This window comes from Ruegeria sp. CG4, assembly GCF_056537185.1.
Genome location: NZ_JBQFRB010000011.1, coordinates 94,268 through 111,460, shown reverse-complemented (window position 1 = coordinate 111,460; position 17,193 = coordinate 94,268). Strand labels below are relative to the sequence as shown.

Genomic DNA, 17,193 nt, shown 5'->3' with positions numbered 1-17,193 from the left:
AGCCGGGGCAACAGGATCAGGAGGACAGGCCATGATCGAGAAACGCAATTTCTACATCAACGGACAGTGGGTCGCGCCGTCAGCGCCCCAGGATTTCAACGTCATCAACCCCTCGACCGAGGAACCATGCGCGGTGATTTCACTGGGCTCCCAGGCGGATACCGACGCTGCAGTTGCTGCTGCCAAGGCCGCTCTGCCGGGTTGGATGGCGACACCGGTGGCGCAGCGGATCGCAATGGTGGAAAAACTTGCAGATATCTACCAGACCCGCAGCGAAGATCTGGCGCAGGCAATGTCGCTTGAGATGGGTGCGCCCATCGACATGGCGCGCACCCAGCAATCGGGTGCAGGTATCTGGCACCTGAAGAACTTCATCCGGGCCGCCAAAGCCTTTGAGTTCGAGCGTCCGCTGGGCGACCACGCCCCAAATGACCGAATCATCTACGAGGCCGTCGGCGTGGCGGCCCTGATCACCCCGTGGAACTGGCCGATGAACCAGATCACGCTCAAGGTCGGTGCGGCGGCGATCGCAGGCTGCACCATGGTGCTGAAACCCTCGGAACAAAGCCCGCTGAACGCGATGATCTTTGCCGAGATGATGGACGAGGCAGGCTTTCCGCCCGGTGTGTTCAACCTCGTCAACGGTGATGGCGCCGGGGTCGGCTCGCAACTGTCTGCGCATCCGGATGTGGATATGGTCAGCTTCACCGGCTCGACCCGTGCTGGGACCGCAATTTCGAAAAGCGCGGCTGATACCTTGAAGAAAGTTCATCTGGAACTGGGCGGCAAGGGCGCCAATGTCGTCTTCGCCGACGCGGACGAAAAGGCGGTCAAGCGCGGCGTTCTGCACATGATGAACAACACGGGCCAAAGCTGCAACGCGCCCAGCCGAATGCTGGTGCAACGTCCGATTTATGATCAGGCGGTCGAAACGGCGGCCGAAGTGGCCGGTAAGGTCACTGTCGGCAGCGCCGCCGAAGAAGGTCGCCACATTGGCCCGGTCGTGAATGAGGTGCAGTGGACCAAGATTCAGGACCTGATCCAGAAAGGCATTGACGAAGGCGCACGCCTGGTCGCGGGCGGCACCGGTCGGCCTGAAGGTTTGAACAAGGGCTACTATGTGCGACCCACCGTGTTTGCCGATGCCAACAACCAGATGACCATCGCCCGCGAGGAGATCTTTGGCCCGGTCCTGACCATGATCCCCTTCGACACCGAGGAGGAGGCCATCGGGATCGCCAATGACACGCCCTACGGCCTGACGAACTATGTCCAGACACAGGACGGTGCACGTGCCAACCGGATGGCCCGCGCCCTGAGGTCCGGCATGGTTGAGATGAATGGCCAGTCCCGCAGTGCCGGCTCGCCCTTTGGCGGCATGAAGCAATCCGGCAATGGGCGCGAAGGCGGCGTCTGGGGGCTTGAGGACTTTCTGGAAGTCAAAGCGGTCGGCGGCTGGGCGGCAGAGTAACGCGCCACAACAAGTCAGATGCGCGGCACCCGAGGGTGCCTCGCTTACTGGGCGTCAGGCATCCGCCTGCGCGGCTTCGTATGCCAGCATCGCGCGTTTCACCGGCAGCCCCCAGTGATAGCCGCCCAACCCGCCGGATTTGCGCAGGGCGCGGTGGCAGGGGATCAGCCAGCTGACCGGGTTGCGGCCCACGGCTGTTCCCACGGCGCGCACGGCTTGTGGCGAACCGACCCGCTGCGCAATCTCGGAATAGGTCGTGACCTGACCCGACGGGATGTGCATCAATGCTTCCCACACCTTGATCTGCAGAGGTGAGCCAAGCAGGTGCAGCGGCGTCTCGGCGCGGCTGGGCCCGAAGGCGCCCTGCACCCATGATTGCAACCGTTCGGAATTTTCCACAAACTCCGCATTCGGCCAGCGCGCGACCATGTCCTCCATCGCTGCTTCCCCGCCCGTCTCGGACGCAAACGCGATACCGCAGATGCCCTTTTCCGTTCCCATGACCAGAGCCGGGCCAAAGGGGCTTTCGAACCAGCCCCAGAAGATCGCCAGTCCTTCGCCTTTGCGGGCATATTCGCCGGGGCTCATGGATTCCCATTTGAGGAACAGATCGTGCAGGCGGCCACTGCCGGACAGGCCGACATTGTGCGCGGTTTCCAATGTGGTGAACCGTTCCCTCAGCAGTGCCTTTGCATGGCCCAGCGTCAGATATTGCTGATAACGTTTCGGCGACACCCCGGTCCAGCGCGAAAACAACCGCTGAAAATGCGCGGGGCTCATGTCCATCTGGCGAGCAAGCTCTTCGAGGCTGAGCGCTTCGCCGCCCTGGTCGATCAGATCGATGGCCCGGCGCATGACGTTGTAGTGATAGCCGGTTTCTGGATTCTGGACGTTCATGTTGCACCTCTTCGCTTGCATTAACATTACCGCGCTCAGACCAATGCCGCGACCCGGAACCTGCGCATATTCTTGTCAACTGAGTTGACGAATTGTTTTGCACCCATCAAGATTGAGGGCATGGAACATTCGTTGGATCAGCTCTATCAGGCAGTTCAGGCCACGCGGCCCCTGCTACGCAACATTACAGCCGCGGTTGAACGCGGCAGCAATCGTGAAGGCGTAACTGTTGGACAACGTGCGATCCTTGAGGGGTTATCCCTTTTCCCCGGAGCGACGGCCCCACAGTTGTGCACCGAGTTGCAGCTAAAACGGCAATACGTCGCGCGCATCCTGCAGGAAGTGATGAAGGCCGGTCTGGTCGACAGTCGCGCCAACCCCAAGCGCGCGCGTTCTTACTGCTATCGGCTGACACCCACCGGCCAAGACATCATCACTGCGATCAGAACAGATGAAATGTCAAAACTGGCCGGTTTTTCCACAGACTTCTCTCCCGAAGAGCTTGCGACTTACCATAAGGTGCAAATGGCGCTCACACGGTTTTTCGCCGATCTGACTGAGGAGGTATGAGATGTCGGTTATTTGGATCATCATCGCGGGAAGTGTGATCGCGGTTCTCTATGTTCTCAATGAAATTCGCAGGATTGGCACGCCAACAACCGGACCGGCAATTGATCTGGCCGCTCGTCCGGAAACGGCGCTGGTGGTGATCGACATGCAGACTGATTTCACCTCAATACCCGGATGGGATGCAGCGGAGTTGGATGGCGCCATTTCGAACATCAGAGACTCCGTCAGGCAGGCTCGCGAGACCGGAATGCCCGTGATCGCCATTCGGCACGTTTTCAAGGGCAGGCTGGCGAACCTTCTGAACGGCTGGTTCAATCAGGGGCGTGGCAATGAAGGGTCGGCCGGGATTGAGACCGATCCGCGCCTTGGACTGAATGCGGATGCGGAGTTTGTAAAAACCGTAGGCGATGCCTTTTCCTCGAGTGCGTTTGAACAGTTTTTGGAAGACAATCGGATTGGAACACTGATCCTGACCGGCCTTGATGGTTGTCATTGCGTCAACAAGACGGCGGAGGGGGCGCTGAACCGGGGGTATCGGGTGCACATAGACCCGACGGCTGTTCTGGCTGCTAATCCAGCAAACTGGGCGAAGGTCAAGGAGCGGCTGGAGTCAAATGGGGCGGAGCTTCGAGGGCTGTAGGCGTGAAACTCCGATAGCAGCCCCGACACTCGGCCATTCGTATTGCCAATTTCCCGCCTTTTTAATTGCGGGCAGCGATCCGGCAGGGCATACCGTTCTGGATGGCTAAACAACTCGACTACCACACGATCCGAGAGATCTTCACACGCTTTCAACAAGCCGACCCGGAACCCAAAGGCGAGTTGGAACATGTGAATGTCTACACCCTGGTCGTGGCGGTGGCGCTTTCGGCGCAGGCAACCGATGCGGGTGTCAACAAGGCCACGCGCGCGCTGTTCAAGATCGCAGATACACCGCAGAAGATGCTGGAGCTGGGCGAAGAGGGTCTGACCGAACACATCAAGACCATCGGTTTGTTTCGTCAGAAAGCCAAGAACGTCATCAAGCTGAGCCGAATTCTGGTCGAGGAATATGGCGGCGAAGTTCCCAACTCCCGTGCCGCGCTGCAATCGCTGCCGGGGGTGGGGCGCAAGACGGCCAATGTGGTGCTGAACATGTGGTGGCGGCAACCGGCGCAGGCGGTGGACACCCATATCTTTCGCGTTGGCAACCGAACCGGGATCTGCCCCGGCAAGGACGTGGACGCCGTCGAACGTGCCATCGAGGACAACATTCCGGCCGATTTCCAGCTGCACGCGCATCACTGGCTGATCCTGCACGGCCGCTATCATTGTAAAGCGCGCAAACCTCTGTGCGGAACCTGCATTATCCGCGATCTCTGTCAATTCGAGGACAAGAACCTATGAAAACCTACCAGCTTGTCGGCATCGGAAATGCCGTCGTTGACGTGATTTCCCAAGCCGATGACAGCTTTCTTGAGCTGATGGGCATCGAAAAAGGCATCATGCAACTGATCGAACGCGAGCGCGGCGAGGTGCTGTACGCCGCGATGGGCAGCCGGGTCCAGACGCCAGGTGGCTCGGTGGCCAATACCATCGCCGGTGCCGGAGCGCTTGGGCTGGACGCTGCCTTCATCGGTCGGGTGCATGACGACGCGCTTGGCCGGTTCTATGCCAACGCGATGAACGAAGACGGTGTGGATTTCGTGAACGCACCGGTCCCGGGTGGTGAACTGCCGACCTCGCGTTCAATGATCTTTGTCTCGCCCGATGGTGAACGGTCGATGAACACCTATCTGGGGATTTCCTCGGAACTGTCGTCCAAGGATGTTCCAGCCGACGTGGCAGGCAACAGCCAGATCATGTTTCTTGAGGGTTATCTGTTCGACAAGGAAAAGGGCAAGGCCGCGTTCCTTGAGGCCGCGCGCAATTGCCACAAAGGCGGCGGCAAGGCGGGTATCGCCATTTCCGATCCCTTCTGCGTTGAACGCCACCGGGTGGATTTCCTTCTGCTGATCGAGAACGAGCTGGATTTCGTGATCGGCAACGAGGCCGAGATCAAATCGCTGTTCGAAACTGACGACCTGGAAGAAGCGTTGGCCAAAACCGCCGAGATTTGCCGGCTGGTCGTATGCACCCGCTCGGGCGACGGTGTGACGATTCTGCACGAAGGACAGCGCATCGACGTTCCCGTTCAGAAGGTTGTACCGGTGGATGCGACCGGCGCGGGCGACCAGTTCGCCGCCGGGTTCCTGTTCGGCATGGCCACAGGCCGGGATTATGAGACCTGCGCCCGGATCGGCAACATCTGCGCCCGTGAAGTCATCAGCCATATCGGACCCAGGCCCGAGGCGGATCTGGTCGCGCTGTTGCGGGAAGAAGGATTGCTCTGACCCCTGCATGCATGCATTCCTGACCCGCCTGCCGGATCGGCTGGCGGGTTTTCATTTTCAGGATCGGCGGATCGGGCGCGGGTTTTTCTGCGTAGCCTTGCGCCGACGTGTCCTGATCGCTTGGAAAAAACTGTTTAACAACAGAAGGCATTTCTTCTTATCATTCAGCCGAAGCCCTTCGCTGCTCCCGGCGTTCTGGCACTGTTTGAAAAGCGAAACTTAATTTGGCACGTAAATGCGATAATTCCTTTCTGGGACCATTCTTTACCCGTTCCCGATCCGGATGTGCCCACAAGTCAGCGGCGTCCCGGGATTTGAATGTGAAGAACCTTTCGGTGGATTCAGCGCGTTGAGGCGGGGTCTGGTCGCACTTCTGGTGCTATGGTCCGCCGCAGCGCAGGCCGAACCGGACTGTGCCGAAAGCCCGGTGCGAAACGCGGTCGATCTGGTTGCCTTTGAAATCGGCGCGCTTGAATCGGACAAGGCATCGGACCTGTCTGCCGAAACACCCGGGACCGAAGTCACCGAGTCACGGCGACCGCAATTAAGGCCCTGCAAGTTCCGCAACGTTGCCCTGGGACGCGAACGCATGCGCAATCGGGGTGCGGTGTGCAAAGACTGGACCATTCTGGGCGAAACGCTCAAGCAGATATCGGGGCCATACAGGGGGTGCAGGATCGCGAACCCGGTTCGTGTCCGAAAGATCTCGGATGTCGCACTCAGTCAATTGGCGTTGATGGATTGCGAAACCGCAATCACGCTGAAGACCTGGATTGAAAACACGGCCAAACCGGCATTCGCGGATAAGGGCGGCGGCCTGAAAGGAATGCGGCTTGCGGGCCACTACGCCTGTCGGACGCAGAACAACCGGCCCCGCGCGCGCCTGTCGGAACACGCCAGAGGCCGCGCCGTGGACATTTCTTCCTTTGTGCTCTGGGACGGCACCATCATCACGGTGGGCGACGGTTGGACAGATGAGGACAACAGCGACGTTTTGCGTGAACTGCACAAGGGTGCCTGTGGTCTGTTCGGAACAGTTCTCGGCCCAGATTCAGACCGGTTTCACAAAGGCCATTTTCATTTCGACACCGCCCGGCGCGGCGGTGGGCCGTTGTGTCGGTAGGCGCAAGGCATGGCCATCACGCAGTCAAGTCGGCTGACGGACGCCTGACTTAGAAAAGGTGTTCTTCAAAGGCCTCCAACACCCTTTGGTACACGTCCCGCTTGAACGGAACGATCTCGTCGACCAGGTGTGCGGGCTCCTGCCATTTCCAGCGGGTAAATTCCGGGTGTTCGGTCTGGATATCGATCTGATCGTCACGGCCTGTAAAGCGTAGCAGAAACCATTTCTGCTCCTGCCCGCGAAAGCGGCCCTTCCAGATTTTCGGAACGATGTCATGCGGCAGATCATATGGCAGCCAGCCGTCGGTCTCGGCCACGATCTGAACCAGGTCCGCAGTCACGCCCGTCTCTTCCATCAGTTCGCGCAGGGCCGCATCGCGGGGGTCTTCGCCCTTGTCCACGCCACCTTGCGGCATTTGCCAGGCCTCGGCGTGGCGGTCGTTGCGCTGACCGACGAATATCCTGCCCTCGCCATTCATCAGCATCAGCCCGACGCAGGGACGATACGGCAGTCTGGCGATTTCTTCAGGTGTCATGTGCGGCCTCGTGAAAATGCTGTGTAGCGTCTGTAACAAGCGGCACGGCGAAGGCAAAGAGTATGACGTTAGGTTTCACGTGACAATGTTGACGCGAACGTCAATCTATCAGCCGAGTTTACGAGGGAGAGTTCCGCCATGACTGCGTACCCAAACATGCTGGCCCCGCTGGATCTGGGCTTTACCACGCTGAAAAACCGCGTGTTGATGGGGTCGATGCACACGGGGCTTGAGGAAACCGGCGACTGGAACCGGGTGGCCGAATTCTATGCCGATCGGGCCCGGGGCGGCGTGGCGCTGATGGTGACAGGCGGAATTGGCCCGAACCTTGAGGGATCGGTGCTGCCCGGGGCGGCGATGATGACCAACGAGACAGAAGTGGCGAACCATTCCATCGTGACCCAGCGCGTGCACGACGCGGGCGGCAAGATCGCCATGCAAATCCTGCATGCCGGGCGGTATGCCTATGGCCCGAAATGTGTGGCCCCCAGCCCGGTAAAATCCCCGATCTCGCCGTTTCCTCCGCATGAGCTGGATGAAGAGGGTATCGAGAAGCAGATCAGCGACATCGTGACTGCCGCCGTTCTGGCGCAGAAAGCGGGCTATGACGGGGTCGAGATCATGGGGTCCGAGGGGTATTTCCTCAACCAGTTTCTTGTGACGCACACGAACAAGCGCACCGACCGCTGGGGCGGTTCCTACGAAAACCGGATGCGCCTGCCGATCGAGGTTGTGCGCCGCACGCGCGAGGCAGTGGGTGCCGAATTCATCATCATCTATCGCCTGTCGATGATCGATCTGATCCCCAACGGCTCGACCCATGACGAAGTTGTGCAACTGGCACAGGAGATCGAGAAGGCGGGGGCTACGATCCTGAATACCGGAATCGGCTGGCACGAAGCGCGAATTCCGACGATTGCCACCAGCGTCCCACGCGCAGCTTTTGCGTGGGTGACCAAAAAGCTGATGGGCAAGGTGTCGATCCCGGTGATCACCTCGAACCGGATCAACACACCCGAAGTGGCCGAAGAAGTTCTGTCGACCGGTTGCGCCGACATGGTATCCTTGGCGCGGCCAATGCTGGCGGATGCGGATTTCGTGAACAAGGCCATCGCTGGCGACGGCGCAAAGATCGCGCCCTGTATCGCCTGCAATCAGGCCTGTCTGGATCATACATTCAGCGGCAAGCTGACCACATGTCTGGTCAACCCGCGTGCCTGCAATGAAACTGAGCTGGTGATTTCCCAGGCCGAGTCGCCAAAAACCGTTGCCATTGTTGGCGCAGGGCCTGCCGGACTGTCCACCGCGATGACCGCCGCCCAGCGTGGTCACGACGTGACGCTGTTCGACCGCGCCGCCGAAATCGGCGGCCAGCTGAACATGGCCAAGCAGGTTCCGGGGAAAGAAGAATTCTGGGGCCTCGTCGACTGGTACCGCACCATGATGAGCGATCTTGGCGTGAAGCTGGAACTGAACCGCGAGGTGGGGGCAGAGGACATGACCGGATATGACGAAGTGGTGATTGCCACCGGCGTCACCCCGCGCGATCCGCAGATTCCGGGGCAGGATCGGGACAATGTCCTCAGCTATGTCGACGTATTGCGCAACAAGGCCGAGGTCGGGAAGTCCGTGGCCGTGATCGGCGCGGGCGGCATCGGGTTCGACGTGTCTGAGTATCTGGTCGAAGAGGGCCACAGCCCGACCACTGACCTGCCCGCTTGGATGAAGGAATGGGGTGTTACTGACCCGGCCAAGCACCGCTCGGGTCTTGCGCCGGAAGGGCCGCAACCCGAAGCGCCAAAACGTCAGGTCACGCTGCTGCAGCGCAAAAAACAGGCGCATGGCAAAGGTTTGGGCAAAACCACCGGCTGGATTCATCGCACGACACTGAAAATGAAGGACGTCAATTTCGTGGGCGGCGTGAACTATGAGCGTATCGATGATGAAGGCCTGCATGTCAGCTTTGGCGAAGAACGCGCCGACCCGACGGTGATTGCGGCGGACACGATCGTTCTGTGTTCCGGTCAGGTGTCCGAGCGCAGTCTGGCGGATGCGTTGATCGAACGCGGGATTACGCCACATGTCATCGGCGGCGCGGATGTGGCCGCCGAACTGGACGCCAAACGGGCAATCAATCAGGGCACGCGGCTGGCTGCGGCGTTCTAAGGAGACGACCCTTCGTTCGGCCTTTGTGGAAATTGGCCGCACACAGGTTTCGGTCTATATATTAGGTGCTGCGCCCGTCTGCCGGGGCGCAGACCTGACCGGGTGCAACTGGGGAGAAGGCCATGGCAACGGGCGAAGACAATCGGCGCGGGTTTCTCACCGGCGCGGTCACTTTTTTCGGGGCGATCTGGGCTGCAGGGCGCACCGCTGCCGCGCAACTGACGCCGAATGCGGCAGAGGGTCCGTTCTACCCTACGGAACCGATGCGCGTCGCCGATGCGGATAACGATCTGGTCAAAGTCGTCGGTCTGGTTCGGGAAGCCGGAGGTGAGGTGATCACCCTAAAAGGACGGATCTCAGACAAGGCCGGGCGTCCCCGGGCAGGATACCGGATCGAGATTTGGCAATGCGACGTGAATGGAAAATACATTCACCCCGGCGACAGGCGGAATGTGCAATACGACCGGGGGTTTCAGGGCTTTGGACACGACATCACGGACGCGCAGGGTCGCTATAGTTTCCGGACAATCAAGCCAGGCAGCTATCCGGGCCGGACGCCGCATATCCATGTCAAGGTTTTAGAAAGAGACCGCGAGGTTCTGACCACGCAGTTCTACGAGGCGGGAAACCCCGGCAATAAGCGGGATTCGCTCTATCGGCGTATGTCCCCGGCCGAGGCCCGCAACGTTTCGATGACATATGTCGAGGTCTCGGGCGGGATAGAAACGACAGTCAACATAGTTGTCTGACAGGCAACGTTGTCAGCATTGCATGGCTCTGCGCGCCAAAAATTTGCCCGCCGTGGTTAACGGTGACTACCGCAAAGTTCGGGGTAAGGCGGTTACTCCACCGTAATCGTAATCACCTCGGACACAATCGGGGTCGCATGCGGTACGTGGCCCGCATCGCCCAAAACCAGTTGCAGCGTGTGTTCGCCCGGCGCAAGGTCCAGTGTTACCTGGGTCTGGCCGCCACCGAAATGCAGGTGATTGTCGTCAGCGGGCAGGCCATAGGACAGCTCGTCCGCTCCGTCCTCGCCCTCACCCAATGGCGGGCGGTCGATCAGCAGGTGGTGATGGCCGGTGTTTTCCTTTTCCGTCCCCGCAGGGGCAACCCCCATGCCGCTGAGGCCAAAGACCACCGTGACCGGCGACTGGACGGTGTCACCATCCGCGAGATTGACAAAATAGACCCGGGCGTCGGGGTTTGACGGCGTTTCACCCTGGGCCAACGCAAGCGAAGCGGACAGGCAAAGCGCGGCAACACCAATAAATGTTTTCATGATTCCCTCCCTGGACACAAATTTGCCATTCTCAACATAGCACGATTGGGCAATTGTCCCCTGATTTGCTGACAATGCACGTCCTGTAGCGCGCATGGAAACCACTGTTTCAGCGTTTCCCATGTGCAAACGATCCGAATCAAATCCCAGATATTATCCCATGTCTGCCCCGTTTCCGCCCAAGTTCAGGGCCATGGTCAGGCAAAGAACCAAGACCTGGGGTACGCGAATGGACCGATTGACCGAAATGGAAGCCTTTTCCAATGTAGTGGATCAGGGCGGCTTTACAGATGCGGCCAAAAAGATGGGCATCTCCAAATCGGCTGTCTCCAAGCATGTATCGAGCCTTGAGGCACGATTGGGTGCTAGACTGCTGAACCGGACAACGCGCCGCGTTTCGCCCACCGAGATCGGGCTGGCTTATTACGACCGCGCCCGCCGGGTGCTGAATGACGCAGGCGAAGCGGACGCGTTGGTGACATCGATGCAGTCCGCCCCGTCGGGTCTGCTGCGGATCAGCGTGGCCACGGATTTTGGCGTGAATCACCTGTCGCCTGTGTTGTCCGGCTTTTTGTCGGCCTATCCCGACATCACCGTGAACATGGTGCTGAACAACCGGTACGTGGAGCTGATCTCAGAGGGGTTCGACGTCGCAGTGCGAATCGGAGAGCTGGAAGACAGCACGCTGCGCGCGCGCAAGCTGACCGAAACCGTCAAACGGATGGTTGCGGCCCCCAGCTATATCGAGAAATACGGACGCCCGCAGAAGATTGACGATCTGAACGAACACAAGCTTCTGCACTATTCCAGCCAGTCATCCGGCAATGTCTGGAAACTGACTGCACCCTCGGGCGAAAAGCGGCAGGTTCGCACCGCCGGATGGCTGAGCGTCAATGACGGCCAATCCCTGCTGAACGCCGCCATCTCAGGGTTGGGTATCGCCTATCTGCCCAGCTATCTTTATGCCGACGCGATGAAGTCCGGCGCGGTACAGGACGCGATGCCGTCCCTGCCGGATGAGGTACAGGGCGTCTATGCCGTCTACCCGCCCGGCCGCTTCACGCAACCCAAGGTAAGAGCATTCATTGATTTTCTGGCTGATTCATTCAGCGACAAGGGTCCGATGGACTGGTAAATTCTCCCCGTGGAAACTGAACGGCCCGCACGCCTGTTGTGCGGGCCTTTTTTTGTCCCAGCCTAGGCAGGTCTGTATGACACCTAATTGATCAGCAAAACCGCCTCGACCCGGCGATTGAGATCACGGCCTTCCGGCGTTGCATTCGAGGTGATCGGTGCCAGATATCCAACCCCTTCCGCCTCGATCCGGTCCGGCGCGACGCCATGTGCCTCGATCAGGCGGGTACGGACCGACTGGGCGCGTTTTGTGCTGACCGAGATATTGGCCTGCAGGTCGCCGGTGTCATCGGTGTTGCCCACAAGCGCCAGGCGCAGGTCGGGATTGTCACCCAGAAATCCCGCCAGCAGCGCCAGCGAGGCAAACGGACCCTCGCCCAAATCAACTTCACCGGTGCTGAAATTCAGATCGTCCAGAATGACATGCCCATTCTGCTGCAAGTCCGCCAGCAGGCCACCTTCGGTTTCGACCGTTTCCTCGACCACAACCGGGGGCGGCGCGGTTTCCGCCACTGGTGTAACACGGATCATCTGCACGTACCCGTCGGGCGGATTGCGGCTGACCAGCAGGCTCAGCACTTCCAGATCGCGCGAGGCGGACAGAAAACGATAATCCTGAATGGCGACATACATGTCGGGTGTCGGAACCACTTCGATGCCAAAGCGGAAATCGAAACCGCCACAGGCGCGGGCCTCACATTCGAACCCAATATCAAAGCCCTGCGCGACAAGCTGATCCCTGAGCGGGGCCAGAATCTGCAACGTCGTGCTGGATCCGGCCTGAAGCTTCCAGGTAAAGCGTTCGACCCGCCCCTCGACCTCGCGTGTCGGGACTGCGCCATCGGCGAACGGACCGGTCGGCAGCGCGTAACTGTCCAGCGGGCTGGTACGGTCGCTGATCTGACGGGCACCGGTAGGCATCGTCAGGTCCTGCGCCGCTGCCGGAGCGGCCAGCATCAACAGGCAAAGGGCAACGCGGCGGATCATCTGAACTGGGAGTGGTATTCGTCGTTCGGGACCATACCCGTGGCGCTGGCCACCCGGTTCGACATGTTGAAAAAGCCGGTCACGTTGGCGATGTCCCAGATATCACGATCCGAGAAACCAACGTCACGCAGCCGCTGGCGATCGGTTTCCTCGATCTCGGCGCTGGCTGTCGTCATTCTGGCGGCGAAATCCAGCATCGCACGCTGCTTGTCGTCCAACGGCGCCACGCGGTAGTTCATCACCAGCATCTCGCCGAGCTGCGGGTTCCCGGACAATTGCCGGACGGCCGCGCCATGCGCCACAAGGCAGTAGAAACACTTGTTGATGGACGAGACCACTACAGCGATCATCTCGCGTTCCAGCTTGGTCAGCCCGCTGTCGGCCAGCATCAGATCGTTGTACATCGCGGTGAACGCGTTCAGCTTGTCGATATCAAAGGCATTGGCCTTCAGCACGTTTGGCACCATACCCAGCTTTTCGACGCAGATGTCGAAATACTTCTGTGTCTCGGGCGGCAGCGGGTCGACCATGGGCAGGTTCAGCGCTGTGGGCATGTCTTGATCGGGCACGGCTGTCTTTCTCCTCAGGCCAGCTGGCGGTAGTGATACTCTCCGGCGATCTCCATCCCAAGCGAGTGATAGAGACGATTGGCGCCGGTATTTGCCTTGGTGCAGATCACGCTAAAGGTATGGGCGCCGTTGTCCAGCGCCCAAAAGGCCGCGGCGCGCATGGCCCATTGTCCCAGACCCTGTCGGCGATGGGCGGGCAGGATTTCCAACGCATGCATCATGGCAACCCCTTCATGTACCGCCACAAATCCAACCCCCGCCGGTTGGTCCTTGCGCCGCAGAAGCAGGCCGGTCTTCGGGCCATCCGCCCGATCCATGACGGCCAGACGCTGCGGCCCGATACCGGCCGTCGCCCAAATCTCGCACATGATCGCAAGCGGTTTCCAGATGGTAAAAACAGTCACGCGCGGTACCGGCACGTCCGTCAAATGCCCGACCGGGCAGGTGTAGATGTTGACCGGATCAAGCACCGTGTAGCCGCGTCCGGCAAGCTGGGCATCCAGCGCGTCGTCCCCCGGACGCAGACAGAAGAGGCGTTTCTGCCCCAGTTCCACCATGGCTTTCTCGGCCGCATCAATATCGGCTTCGGTCGCGGAAGAAGTCGCACTGGCGGCGGACACCCGAGAGCCGCCACCCTCCCCTTGCCGCAGCCGGAACGGCCCGATCGTTTCGTACGCGGCGGCCGGCCATGTGCCATCCACCACGGCCTCCCAGTTGACGCTCAAAGCTGAAGCTCTTTCGCCAGACGGGTGGTTGCGGCGTCGATGCGGGCACCATCGGTGCCGCGCACAACGACGTTGGCACCAAAGACCCCGTTGATCTGGAACGGGTAGCAGCCGATGGTCAGATCGGAAAACTCCTCGGCCAGCGACGCCAGGGTTTGCGCGATATCCCCTTCACCGCGGTCAATGCGCAGAGTCTGCGACAACAACGGGCTGCCGCCGGTCAGCGTGGGCAGAACACTGGCCACCATTGCCTGAAAGACGGAGGGCACCCCAGCCATCACATGAACGTTTCCGATGGTGAAACCGGGGGCCGTCGAAACCGGGTTTTCGATCAGTGCGGCACCGTCCGGAATGCGCGCCATACGCAGACGGGCAGCGTTCAGGTCCAGCCCCGAATTGTCGTAATGCGCCTCGAGCAGGGCGCGTGCGTCGGCGCGAATGTCAATTGGGGTGTCAAACGCGCGGGCGATGCAATCGGCGGTGATATCGTCATGGGTCGGGCCGATGCCACCGCTGGTGAAGACATGATCGTGCGCATCGGACAGCGCCCTGACCGCCGCCTCGATGGCCGGTGCCTCATCTGAAACGATGCGGACCTCTTTCAGGTCGATGCCGTGCTTGGTCAGCTCCTGAGCAAGATAGTGCATATTGGCGTCGCGGGTGCGGCCGGACAGGATTTCATCCCCGATCACCAGCATTGCGGCGGTTGGATTGGCCATGTGCGCTCCCCTCTTGATCGACCGTTTGGGCAGGTATAGGCCGTGAGACATGCGATTTGAAACCCCTCTTGTCCCCGCCCGCCTGATCCGCCGATACAAACGCTTCTTGGCCGACTGCACGCTTGAGGACGGGCGCGAGGTTACAGCCCATTGCGCCAACCCCGGCTCAATGATGGGGCTGGCCGAACCGGGTGAGCAAGTCTGGCTGGAGCCCAATGACGATCCGAAGAAAAAGCTGAAATACGGCTGGCGGCTAGTCGATCACGAAAACGGACATTTCACCGGGGTCGATACATCGGTTCCGAATAAAGCCCTGCGCGCAGCACTGAACGCCGGTGAAATCCCGGAACTGGCGGCATATGAAACCATCCGAGCCGAGGTGAAATACGGCCAGAACAGCCGCATCGATTTCCTTCTGACCGGGCCTAGCCTGCCGGACGCCTATGTCGAGGTCAAAAGCGTCACCCTGTCCCGCCAGCCCGGTCTGGCCGAGTTCCCAGACAGCGTCACCGCGCGCGGCACCAAACATCTGGGCGAGCTGGCGGCGATGGCCACACAAGGACACCGCGCCATTATGCTTTATCTGGTGCAGCGCACCGATTGCGACCGGTTTGCGCTGGCCGACGATATCGACCCCGCCTATGCGGCCGCCTTCGAGGCCGCGCAGGCGCAGGGCGTCGAGCGGCTGGTTTACGAAACGCGGATTTCGCCGGAAGGTGTTTGGGTAAACCCGAGACCCATTCCCACCTAAAGACGCCTTGCACGGCGCAGGCGTTTCGTTTCAACCCAGATTTGGATCACCACACAGATACCGACGGGTTACCTGCGTTTCCTGACAAGGTGGAGTTCATGGGTCTCCTTGAATTTGGGCCTCTTACTTCACGGCGTCTTGAGCCTCTTCGTACACTTCCGGCCAAAGCTCCGCATCCAGTCGCTTCACAAATGGCGCCAAGTGATCCTCCACCTCGCGCCAACGCCCGACCGACGACGTGCTGACGGGCCGGCGGACCTGAAGGCTGCTGGCGGTTTTGACCGCGTCCGATGAGGATTGCGGCGTCAGCATGCTTTCTTCGAACGACAGGTCGCAAACTTGGGCAAGCTCGGCTGCCGCGTCCTGCAGATTGTTGACCAGATACTCGTACCGGATGTCGTGAATACGGCCCGGCAGTTCCTTGTGCCAGTGCTGCATGTAGCGGCGGTAACGGTTGGCCTCGGCCGCCATCCATTTGAAGTCATGCGTGAAATACATCCCCTGCGCGCCGAAATTCTCGCGCCACATCGACAGGGCGACGTCCCTTGGATCGCGCTGGACGTTCAGGATCAGCGCATTGGGAAAGGCCTGTGCAATCGCGCCGAGATAGGCATAGTTGCCCGGCATCTTGTCCACAAAGGCCGCGGCGTCCCGGTTCAGTTCGGGCAGGCGCTCGACATAGTAATCAGCCAGCGGTTGCGCCTGTGAATGCAGGCTTTCCTCTTTCATCACCCAGAACTGAACGGTGGCAAGCTCTCCCAGCCCCTGTACCGTTGAATGCGCCGACAGGATACGCTCGACCAGAGTTGTGCCCGATCTGGCAAGGCCGACAACGAAGATCGGGCGGGGAATGTCGGTTCGCGGGTCCGAAGATTCCTTCGGCAAAGGCGCAGCAAGACGGTCGCGGCATTCCTTCTCGCGGCTTTCCTCCAGACTTTCCAAACCGTCGCGCCGCAGTTTGTGCGCCTCGTCCAGATGATGCATCTCCTGCGCCAGGTCCTTGTCCAGACGCGCAAGGCTTGCGGCAGCGAAGTGAATCAGCGAGGCACTTTCACGGTTGGCGATCGGCCCCTCGCCGAGGAATTTTGAGACCTGAGCCCGCAAGGCAGGCAGATCGTCCTGCTTCAGGCCCGGCAGCTTGCAAATGAACTCCAGTGTTTCCGGATGACCGGGCGCCAAGGCAAGCGCTAGACGTGCGTGTTTCAGGGCTTCGTCCAGCCGACCGACCCCGGCCAGAGCCTTGGACAGGCGCAATTGCCCGTACTGAAATTTGGGATGCTGTTTGACAAGCGCCGTCAGGAGCCTGACCGCATCGTCCCAGCGGCGCAATTCGTCCAGAATATCGGCTTTCAGGCACTGCGCCTCGAGATTGCCGGGCTGGCGCTTCAGCACCAGATCAACGGCTTCCAACGCCTTTTGTTCCTTCTGCTCTCGCAGAAACGCCATCGCGCGAATGAACTGCTGGGGTGGCGTCAGGGGTGCGCGCGCGCCGATTTTGTCAATGAACGCCAGCGCCTTGCCAGCGTCGCCACCCTGAACAAGGCTCATGCCGTAATTCTGGATCAAATCCGCGTTTCCGGGTTCCAGCCGCCATGCCCGTTCGAAATAAGTCTGGGCCAGAGGGAACTTGCCCTGCTGGATCGCACACAGACCGGCAAGTCTTGGTAATGCCGACACGTTCGGCCATTTCTTGGCGGCCTTGGTTGCCCGTTTGAAAGCCCGATCGGCCCGGCCTTTCCTGAGCAGATCGCTGATGCTGGCGATTTCGGCCCTCAGCTGATCAGCTTTTTGCATTGCCATGCCTTTCTGTGATTTGCGCAAACCCGGCGGCTATTGCCATGTGCTATTTCATTCTGCCCGCAGGGTCTACCAGAGATGAGGCAACCCTCCGA

18 protein-coding genes are annotated in these 17,193 nt (G+C 60.1%); 10 read left to right on the top strand and 8 right to left on the bottom strand.

The features are described 5' to 3' along the window. The first annotated feature begins 31 nt into the window (after positions 1–31). Positions 32–1,471, top strand: a complete 1,440-nt coding sequence (locus ACR0J2_RS21565) for an aldehyde dehydrogenase family protein (protein ID WP_170619085.1) — start codon at positions 32–34, stop codon at positions 1,469–1,471. A gap of 54 nt (positions 1,472–1,525) precedes the next feature. Here the strand turns inward: ACR0J2_RS21565 and ACR0J2_RS21560 are convergent, their stop codons facing one another. Beyond that, complete coding sequence (locus ACR0J2_RS21560; protein WP_480813800.1) at positions 1,526–2,368, bottom strand: methylated-DNA--[protein]-cysteine S-methyltransferase; 843 nt, start codon at positions 2,366–2,368, stop codon at positions 1,526–1,528. Positions 2,369–2,488: 120 nt separating this feature from the next. Here ACR0J2_RS21560 and ACR0J2_RS21555 point away from each other — a divergent pair, with 120 nt between their 5' ends. The 5 genes from ACR0J2_RS21555 to ACR0J2_RS21535 all read left to right on the top strand — a co-directional run bounded on the left by ACR0J2_RS21555 (position 2,489) and on the right by ACR0J2_RS21535 (position 6,433). After that, a complete protein-coding gene (locus ACR0J2_RS21555; RefSeq protein ID WP_480491101.1) occupies positions 2,489–2,938 on the top strand; it encodes a MarR family winged helix-turn-helix transcriptional regulator in 450 nt (149 codons plus the stop codon). A 1-nt stretch (position 2,939) separates the two neighbouring features. Next, on the top strand, positions 2,940–3,578 hold the full coding sequence (locus ACR0J2_RS21550) for a cysteine hydrolase family protein (RefSeq protein WP_480813799.1): 639 nt from the start codon (positions 2,940–2,942) through the stop codon (positions 3,576–3,578). A gap of 101 nt (positions 3,579–3,679) precedes the next feature. Next, entirely contained in the window at positions 3,680–4,324 is a 645-nt protein-coding gene (gene nth, locus ACR0J2_RS21545; protein WP_170613035.1) for an endonuclease III, read from the top strand. After that, positions 4,321–5,310, top strand: a complete 990-nt coding sequence (locus ACR0J2_RS21540) for an adenosine kinase (protein ID WP_170679888.1) — start codon at positions 4,321–4,323, stop codon at positions 5,308–5,310. Before nth ends, ACR0J2_RS21540 begins: the two co-directional genes overlap by 4 nt. A gap of 349 nt (positions 5,311–5,659) precedes the next feature. Beyond that, positions 5,660–6,433 carry an extensin-like domain-containing protein gene (locus tag ACR0J2_RS21535; RefSeq protein ID WP_480813798.1) on the top strand — a complete coding sequence of 258 codons (774 nt, stop codon included), beginning with the start codon at positions 5,660–5,662 and terminating at the stop codon, positions 6,431–6,433. A 49-nt stretch (positions 6,434–6,482) separates the two neighbouring features. Here ACR0J2_RS21535 and ACR0J2_RS21530 read toward each other — a convergent pair whose 3' ends face one another. Further along, positions 6,483–6,968, bottom strand: coding sequence for an RNA pyrophosphohydrolase (locus ACR0J2_RS21530; RefSeq protein ID WP_170613028.1), 486 nt, complete (start codon positions 6,966–6,968; stop codon positions 6,483–6,485). Between the two features lie 138 nt (positions 6,969–7,106). Here ACR0J2_RS21530 and ACR0J2_RS21525 point away from each other — a divergent pair, with 138 nt between their 5' ends. Together ACR0J2_RS21525 and ACR0J2_RS21520 are read left to right on the top strand one after the other, a co-directional pair. Beyond that, a complete protein-coding gene (locus ACR0J2_RS21525) occupies positions 7,107–9,134 on the top strand; it encodes an FAD-dependent oxidoreductase (RefSeq protein ID WP_480813797.1) in 2,028 nt (675 codons plus the stop codon). Positions 9,135–9,256: 122 nt separating this feature from the next. After that, positions 9,257–9,883, top strand: coding sequence for a dioxygenase family protein (locus tag ACR0J2_RS21520; protein WP_480813796.1), 627 nt, complete (start codon positions 9,257–9,259; stop codon positions 9,881–9,883). Between the two features lie 92 nt (positions 9,884–9,975). On the opposite strand, the gene ACR0J2_RS21515 is transcribed toward ACR0J2_RS21520, so the two are convergent. Continuing rightward, positions 9,976–10,416: a DUF4399 domain-containing protein gene (locus ACR0J2_RS21515; RefSeq protein WP_480813795.1), complete on the bottom strand. Its 441-nt coding sequence runs from the start codon at positions 10,414–10,416 to the stop codon at positions 9,976–9,978. Positions 10,417–10,645: 229 nt separating this feature from the next. On the opposite strand from ACR0J2_RS21515, the gene ACR0J2_RS21510 reads away from it, so the two are divergent. Beyond that, positions 10,646–11,551: a LysR family transcriptional regulator gene (locus tag ACR0J2_RS21510; RefSeq protein WP_170679902.1), complete on the top strand. Its 906-nt coding sequence runs from the start codon at positions 10,646–10,648 to the stop codon at positions 11,549–11,551. A gap of 83 nt (positions 11,552–11,634) precedes the next feature. Here ACR0J2_RS21510 and ACR0J2_RS21505 read toward each other — a convergent pair whose 3' ends face one another. Genes ACR0J2_RS21505 through ACR0J2_RS21490 form a run of 4 tightly spaced genes read right to left on the bottom strand, consistent with a single transcriptional unit; the run spans position 11,635 to position 14,550 of the window. Next, positions 11,635–12,537, bottom strand: coding sequence for an OmpA family protein (locus ACR0J2_RS21505; RefSeq protein ID WP_480813794.1), 903 nt, complete (start codon positions 12,535–12,537; stop codon positions 11,635–11,637). Further along, positions 12,534–13,106, bottom strand: a complete 573-nt coding sequence (locus ACR0J2_RS21500) for a peroxidase-related enzyme (protein ID WP_480491089.1) — start codon at positions 13,104–13,106, stop codon at positions 12,534–12,536. The genes ACR0J2_RS21505 and ACR0J2_RS21500 overlap by 4 nt, the downstream gene beginning before the upstream one ends. Positions 13,107–13,120: 14 nt before the next feature. Beyond that, positions 13,121–13,831, bottom strand: a complete 711-nt coding sequence (locus ACR0J2_RS21495) for a GNAT family N-acetyltransferase (RefSeq protein WP_480813793.1) — start codon at positions 13,829–13,831, stop codon at positions 13,121–13,123. Then, the gene (locus tag ACR0J2_RS21490) at positions 13,828–14,550 is read right to left on the bottom strand and encodes a competence/damage-inducible protein A (protein ID WP_480813792.1); all 723 of its coding nucleotides are present in this window, start codon (positions 14,548–14,550) and stop codon (positions 13,828–13,830) included. Before ACR0J2_RS21490 ends, ACR0J2_RS21495 begins: the two co-directional genes overlap by 4 nt. Before the next feature lie 49 nt (positions 14,551–14,599). Between ACR0J2_RS21490 and sfsA the strand changes: the two genes are divergently transcribed. Further along, the gene (sfsA, locus tag ACR0J2_RS21485; RefSeq protein ID WP_480813791.1) at positions 14,600–15,301 is read left to right on the top strand and encodes a DNA/RNA nuclease SfsA; all 702 of its coding nucleotides are present in this window, start codon (positions 14,600–14,602) and stop codon (positions 15,299–15,301) included. Positions 15,302–15,424: 123 nt separating this feature from the next. Here the strand turns inward: sfsA and ACR0J2_RS21480 are convergent, their stop codons facing one another. Next, a complete protein-coding gene (locus tag ACR0J2_RS21480; protein ID WP_480813790.1) occupies positions 15,425–17,101 on the bottom strand; it encodes a tetratricopeptide repeat-containing sulfotransferase family protein in 1,677 nt (558 codons plus the stop codon). Positions 17,102–17,193 lie beyond the last annotated feature (92 nt).

Coding starts and splice junctions, on each gene's coding strand:
- ACR0J2_RS21565 (WP_170619085.1), top strand. CDS start 32: ATGATCGAGAAACGCAATTTCTACATCAACGGACAGTGGGTCGCGCCG.
- ACR0J2_RS21560 (WP_480813800.1), bottom strand. CDS start 2,368: ATGAACGTCCAGAATCCAGAAACCGGCTATCACTACAACGTCATGCGC.
- ACR0J2_RS21555 (WP_480491101.1), top strand. CDS start 2,489: ATGGAACATTCGTTGGATCAGCTCTATCAGGCAGTTCAGGCCACGCGG.
- ACR0J2_RS21550 (WP_480813799.1), top strand. CDS start 2,940: ATGTCGGTTATTTGGATCATCATCGCGGGAAGTGTGATCGCGGTTCTC.
- nth (WP_170613035.1), top strand. CDS start 3,680: ATGGCTAAACAACTCGACTACCACACGATCCGAGAGATCTTCACACGC.
- ACR0J2_RS21540 (WP_170679888.1), top strand. CDS start 4,321: ATGAAAACCTACCAGCTTGTCGGCATCGGAAATGCCGTCGTTGACGTG.
- ACR0J2_RS21530 (WP_170613028.1), bottom strand. CDS start 6,968: ATGACACCTGAAGAAATCGCCAGACTGCCGTATCGTCCCTGCGTCGGG.
- ACR0J2_RS21525 (WP_480813797.1), top strand. CDS start 7,107: ATGACTGCGTACCCAAACATGCTGGCCCCGCTGGATCTGGGCTTTACC.
- ACR0J2_RS21520 (WP_480813796.1), top strand. CDS start 9,257: ATGGCAACGGGCGAAGACAATCGGCGCGGGTTTCTCACCGGCGCGGTC.
- ACR0J2_RS21515 (WP_480813795.1), bottom strand. CDS start 10,416: ATGAAAACATTTATTGGTGTTGCCGCGCTTTGCCTGTCCGCTTCGCTT.
- ACR0J2_RS21510 (WP_170679902.1), top strand. CDS start 10,646: ATGGACCGATTGACCGAAATGGAAGCCTTTTCCAATGTAGTGGATCAG.
- ACR0J2_RS21505 (WP_480813794.1), bottom strand. CDS start 12,537: ATGATCCGCCGCGTTGCCCTTTGCCTGTTGATGCTGGCCGCTCCGGCA.
- ACR0J2_RS21490 (WP_480813792.1), bottom strand. CDS start 14,550: ATGGCCAATCCAACCGCCGCAATGCTGGTGATCGGGGATGAAATCCTG.
- sfsA (WP_480813791.1), top strand. CDS start 14,600: ATGCGATTTGAAACCCCTCTTGTCCCCGCCCGCCTGATCCGCCGATAC.
- ACR0J2_RS21480 (WP_480813790.1), bottom strand. CDS start 17,101: ATGGCAATGCAAAAAGCTGATCAGCTGAGGGCCGAAATCGCCAGCATC.